This window comes from Pararhodobacter sp. (genome assembly GCF_034676075.1).
In the GTDB taxonomy this organism is placed as follows: domain Bacteria; phylum Pseudomonadota; class Alphaproteobacteria; order Rhodobacterales; family Rhodobacteraceae; genus Pararhodobacter.
On record NZ_JAUCCQ010000202.1, the window covers coordinates 1 to 4,163 of the forward strand.

At 66.2% G+C, this 4,163-nt stretch carries 3 protein-coding genes; 1 reads left to right on the forward strand and 2 read right to left on the reverse strand.

Annotated features, from left to right (window positions below):
- Positions 1-188 precede the first annotated feature (188 nt).
- Complete coding sequence (locus VDQ18_RS23065) at positions 189-1,181, reverse strand: SUMF1/EgtB/PvdO family nonheme iron enzyme (RefSeq protein ID WP_323023197.1); 993 nt, start codon at positions 1,179-1,181, stop codon at positions 189-191.
- Between the two features lie 11 nt (positions 1,182-1,192).
- On the reverse strand, positions 1,193-2,950 hold the full coding sequence (locus tag VDQ18_RS23070) for a hypothetical protein (protein ID WP_323023198.1): 1,758 nt from the start codon (positions 2,948-2,950) through the stop codon (positions 1,193-1,195).
- Positions 2,951-3,246: 296 nt separating this feature from the next.
- Between VDQ18_RS23070 and VDQ18_RS23075 the strand changes: the two genes are divergently transcribed.
- Positions 3,247-4,163: class II fumarate hydratase (locus VDQ18_RS23075; RefSeq protein WP_323023199.1), on the forward strand; the 917-nt coding region annotated here is incomplete at its 3' end.

The window sequence follows — 4,163 nt, forward strand, 5'->3', positions numbered from 1 at the left end:
GCCGTCTGCCCCCCTCTTGGCCTGCGGCCAATTCACCCCCCGAGGATATTTGCAGAGCAAAGAAGGCGGCTTAACGCCCTCTTAACCTTCATCTTTGTTCTCCAAATATCCTCGGGGGTTTCTCAAGGGGGTGGAAAACCCCCTTGAGCGGGGGGTGCGGGGGGCTGGCCCCCCGCTTCCTTCCGGCCTCAGCGCAGGTCGCGGAAGCAGCGGAAGCCCAGGTGGTAATTGGCGTGGCTCGCGGTCGAGAGGACCCGGGTCCCGTGCCAGAAGGGGGCGCGCCAGCGGGCCCAGAATTCATGGGCGTGCACGGTGTCCCAGATGAACCACGAACCCTTCATCTCGGTCACGCCCAGCGTGGTCGAGCCGCGCGACGCCATCTGGTCGGGTGCCAGCGGCAGGTTCATGTGCTCGGCCGCATTGCCGTCGATGTCGTAGACGCCGAGCGGCGAGTGGCATTGCGGGAAGGAGCCGGACGGATAGGTGTTCGACCCGCAGCCCGAGAAGGAACCGCCGTTGCAGCCCGGTGTCTTGGAACTGCCGGTGGCGCAGACGCCGTCCCGCCAGGCGCCGATGGAATAGAGGTTGCGCTGCGAGGCGTAATGGTTGTTGTGCCACGACCGCATCGCCTGCTGGCTGCCGGCGGCGAAATTGTAGTCGGGCGGCAGCAGCTGACCCGCCGCCGCGCCCTCCCATTCATGAGCGTCGCCGATCCGCGCGCCCTCGGCCCAGCACAGCCGGGCGGCCTGATCGGCGCGGACCCAGGTGACCGGATAGGTCAAGGGCACGTTCGGGTATTCGAACATGAAGGCGCAGACCGTCGCATCCTCGGGGCGCTGGGTCTGGGGATCGTAGAGCGGCACCTCGTAGGGATGGCCGCAGATCCGCTCGAAGCGGGCATTGCGATAGGCGCGGCGCACGCTATCGACGCTGCCGCCCTGCCGTTCGGCCGCCTGTTCGGGCGTCATCGGGTGGCGGGTCACCGCCGGGTTGCCCTGACCGATCATCCCGTTCTCGCCGAAGATCGCCCGGATGCGGTCCATCGTGGCGCCCGAGAGCCCGCGATATTGCTGCATCTGCTGGAACATGATCTCGTTGTTCTGCGCCAGGCTTTGCGCGGAGGCGGCAAGCGGCGCCAGCGCAAGACCCAGCGCCAGGGCAAGGGGTTTCAGGCGTTTCATGGCAGGCCTCCTCAGCGGCGCAGCAGGTAGAAGAAGTCGCGGTTGTCCGAGAATTCGATGAAGCGGCCCATGGGCGAGCCGTCCCGGTGGCGGCTGTCCGATTCCGCCATCCGCCGGTCGAGGTGGACGATGGAGAAATCGGGCGAGCCGGGCTCGCGCGGGTAGATCGCCGAATAGGTCAGGTCGAGCGAGTTCATGTCCAGAAGCATCGCCATGTCGCAATGATAGGCCTGGAACACCCGGGTCATGCCCGAGGGCGTCACCGACATGAAGACGGCGTAGATCAGGAATTGCCGGTCCTCGATGGTCCGCATGCAGACGCCCGAGCGCAGGGTCCTGAGCTGCGCCTCGGCCGAGCCCGACCAATTGCCGCCCATCCAACTGCGCACCTGGCTGCCCGGGACGCCGACGCCATCGGCGTTGCGCTCGACAAGGGGCGTGCCGTTCTGCCGCGCGAAGCGGATCTGCGGCAGAAGCTGGTCCAGCTGTTCGGACCAGAGGTCCATGTGCACGGTGCCGTCCTGCAGCACATAGATCGTCGCCAGACCCGGCTGCAGCCGCGACAGGACCACGCCGTTGACCACGAAACCGTAATGGTGGCCGTGGTTGGTATAGGCGAAATCGGTCAGCCGCCAGGCGCCGTGGTCGCGCTTGAAGCCACCGGCGAAGATCCCCGCCAGCCGGTCCATGAACACCGGGTTCATCATGCCGGTCATCTGCAGGGGCTCGACCGTGCCGAACCCGTCGGGGCCCGGCAGTGAATAATCGCGGCCCGCACCCGAGGGGCGGGGCGACCAGTCGACCTGCGGATGCGAGGTGCCGATCTCATACCGCAGGTCGAAGCGCGACATGTCGAAGGCCCACATATGCACGTCCGAACCGTTCTCGACCCCGTCGAGGCCGTTGGCGCCTGGCACTGACATCACCTCCTGGCTGACCATGCCGGGCTGCACGACCGAGGCATAGATGCCGGGCGCGTTCTGCACCGCGTACCAGGCGCCCGCTTCCATCTGCGTCGATTCCGCGCCGACCAGATCGACGCGCAGGTTCGAGCGCATCACCGGGTTGCGGCGCAGATCGGCGTGGCCAAGCAGTTCGACGGTCGAGCCCGCCTCGCTTTCGTCCATGGTCTGGGCGGAGGTGAGATAGGCGTCCTCGTAAAGCGTGTCCTTGATCAGGTTGATCAGGCTCTCGCCGAAGGGGACATAGCCGCGCAGGAATTCGGTGACGGCCTCGCGCGTGGTGCGGCTGCCCGAGCCCTGGTTGCGCAGGAACATCCGCCCCTCACAGATCGGCGAATAGGGCAGGTTGGCGCGACGGGCCTCTTCCAGCTCGCCCTCCCAAGGGGTGCAGGTGACGGTCCCGGCCTCGCTGGCCACGGTCAGTGCGCGGCCATCCTCGCCAAGCGAGACGGTGAAGAGCTCGGGCGCCGCGTTCTCCAGATGCCAGAAGCGCTGGTTGCGCCCCTCGCCGGTTTCCAGCACGAACCAGGCGTTCACATAGGGGTTGAGCGAGGTCAGCCGCAGCGCCGTGCCATCGGCGCCGAGGCCCGAGAGTTCAGCCCGGAACGGCTGGAACTCGACCACGGTGCGGCGGTAATCCTCGCGGAAATCGGCGAATTGGGCGGCGCGGGTGGCGGCGGGCATGTACCAGGGCGCCATGGTGTCGGCCCCGGCCGCCAGGGCAAATACCGAAGCTCCGGACCCCAGGGCGACCGGGAGGATCGCGGCGGAAAAGCGGGCCAGGAAGCCAAAGGTCGTCAATGTCATTCTCCTAAAAAATCGAACCTGAATCCGGGAGCGGAAACCCCGCGCGGCCGGTATCGGGGCGAGCCTGCCTCAATCGGTCCCGGCCTGCAAATCACGGCAAGTCGAGGGGCCAGAACTATCCGCAGGTGTTGAATTTGGGCAACTTATCACAGAAACTTTACAGCGCCGGGCACTCGGCGCTTGCCGGGGCAGGCTCGGGAAAGGGCAGGGCGGGCGCCCTTCCGTATGCAATGGCATACCGATTGATTTTCCCTCTGCCGCTGTCTATGAAGCCGCAAATCCCTGAGGAGACAGCGATGACCGCCACCCGTACCGAGACCGACAGCTTCGGCCCCCTTGAGGTTCCTGCAGACAAATACTGGGGCGCGCAGACCCAGCGGTCGATCATCAACTTCCCCATCGGCTGGGAGCGTCAGCCGGTGCCGATCATCCGGGCTCTGGGAGTCATCAAGAAGGCCTGCGCGCTGGTCAACAAGGCGCAGGGCGACATGGAGGCGGGCCTCGCCGATGCCATCGCCGCCGCGGCGACCGAGGTGATCGAGGGCAAGTTCGACGACAACTTCCCGCTGGTGGTCTGGCAGACCGGCTCGGGCACCCAGTCGAACATGAACGCCAATGAGGTCATCTCGAACCGTGCGATCGAGATGATGGGCGGCGTGATGGGCTCGAAGAAGCCCGTTCACCCCAACGACCATTGCAACATGGGCCAATCCTCGAACGACACCTTCCCGACAGCGATGCACGTCGCCATCGCCATGCAGGCCCGCGACGTGCTGATCCCGGGGCTGGAAAAGCTGCACAAGGCACTGGTCGCGAAAGCCGAGGAATTCAAGGATATCATCAAGATCGGCCGTACTCATACGCAGGACGCGACGCCGCTCACGCTGGGTCAGGAGTTCAGCGGCTACGCCAAGCAGGTCGAGCGCGGGATCGAGCGGGTGAAAATGTGCCTGCCGCATATCTACGAACTGGCGCAGGGCGGCACCGCGGTCGGCACCGGCCTCAACACCCGCGTGGGTTGGGATAGCCGCGTCGCCGCCGAGATCGCCAGCATCACCGGGCTCCCCTTCGTCACCGCGCCGAACAAGTTCGAGGCGCTGGCCGCCCATGACGCCATGGTCATGTTCTCGGGCGCGCTGAAGACCGTCGCCGCCTCGCTCTTCAAGATCGCCAACGACCTGCGGCTGCTGGGCTCGGGCCCGCGCTCGGGTCT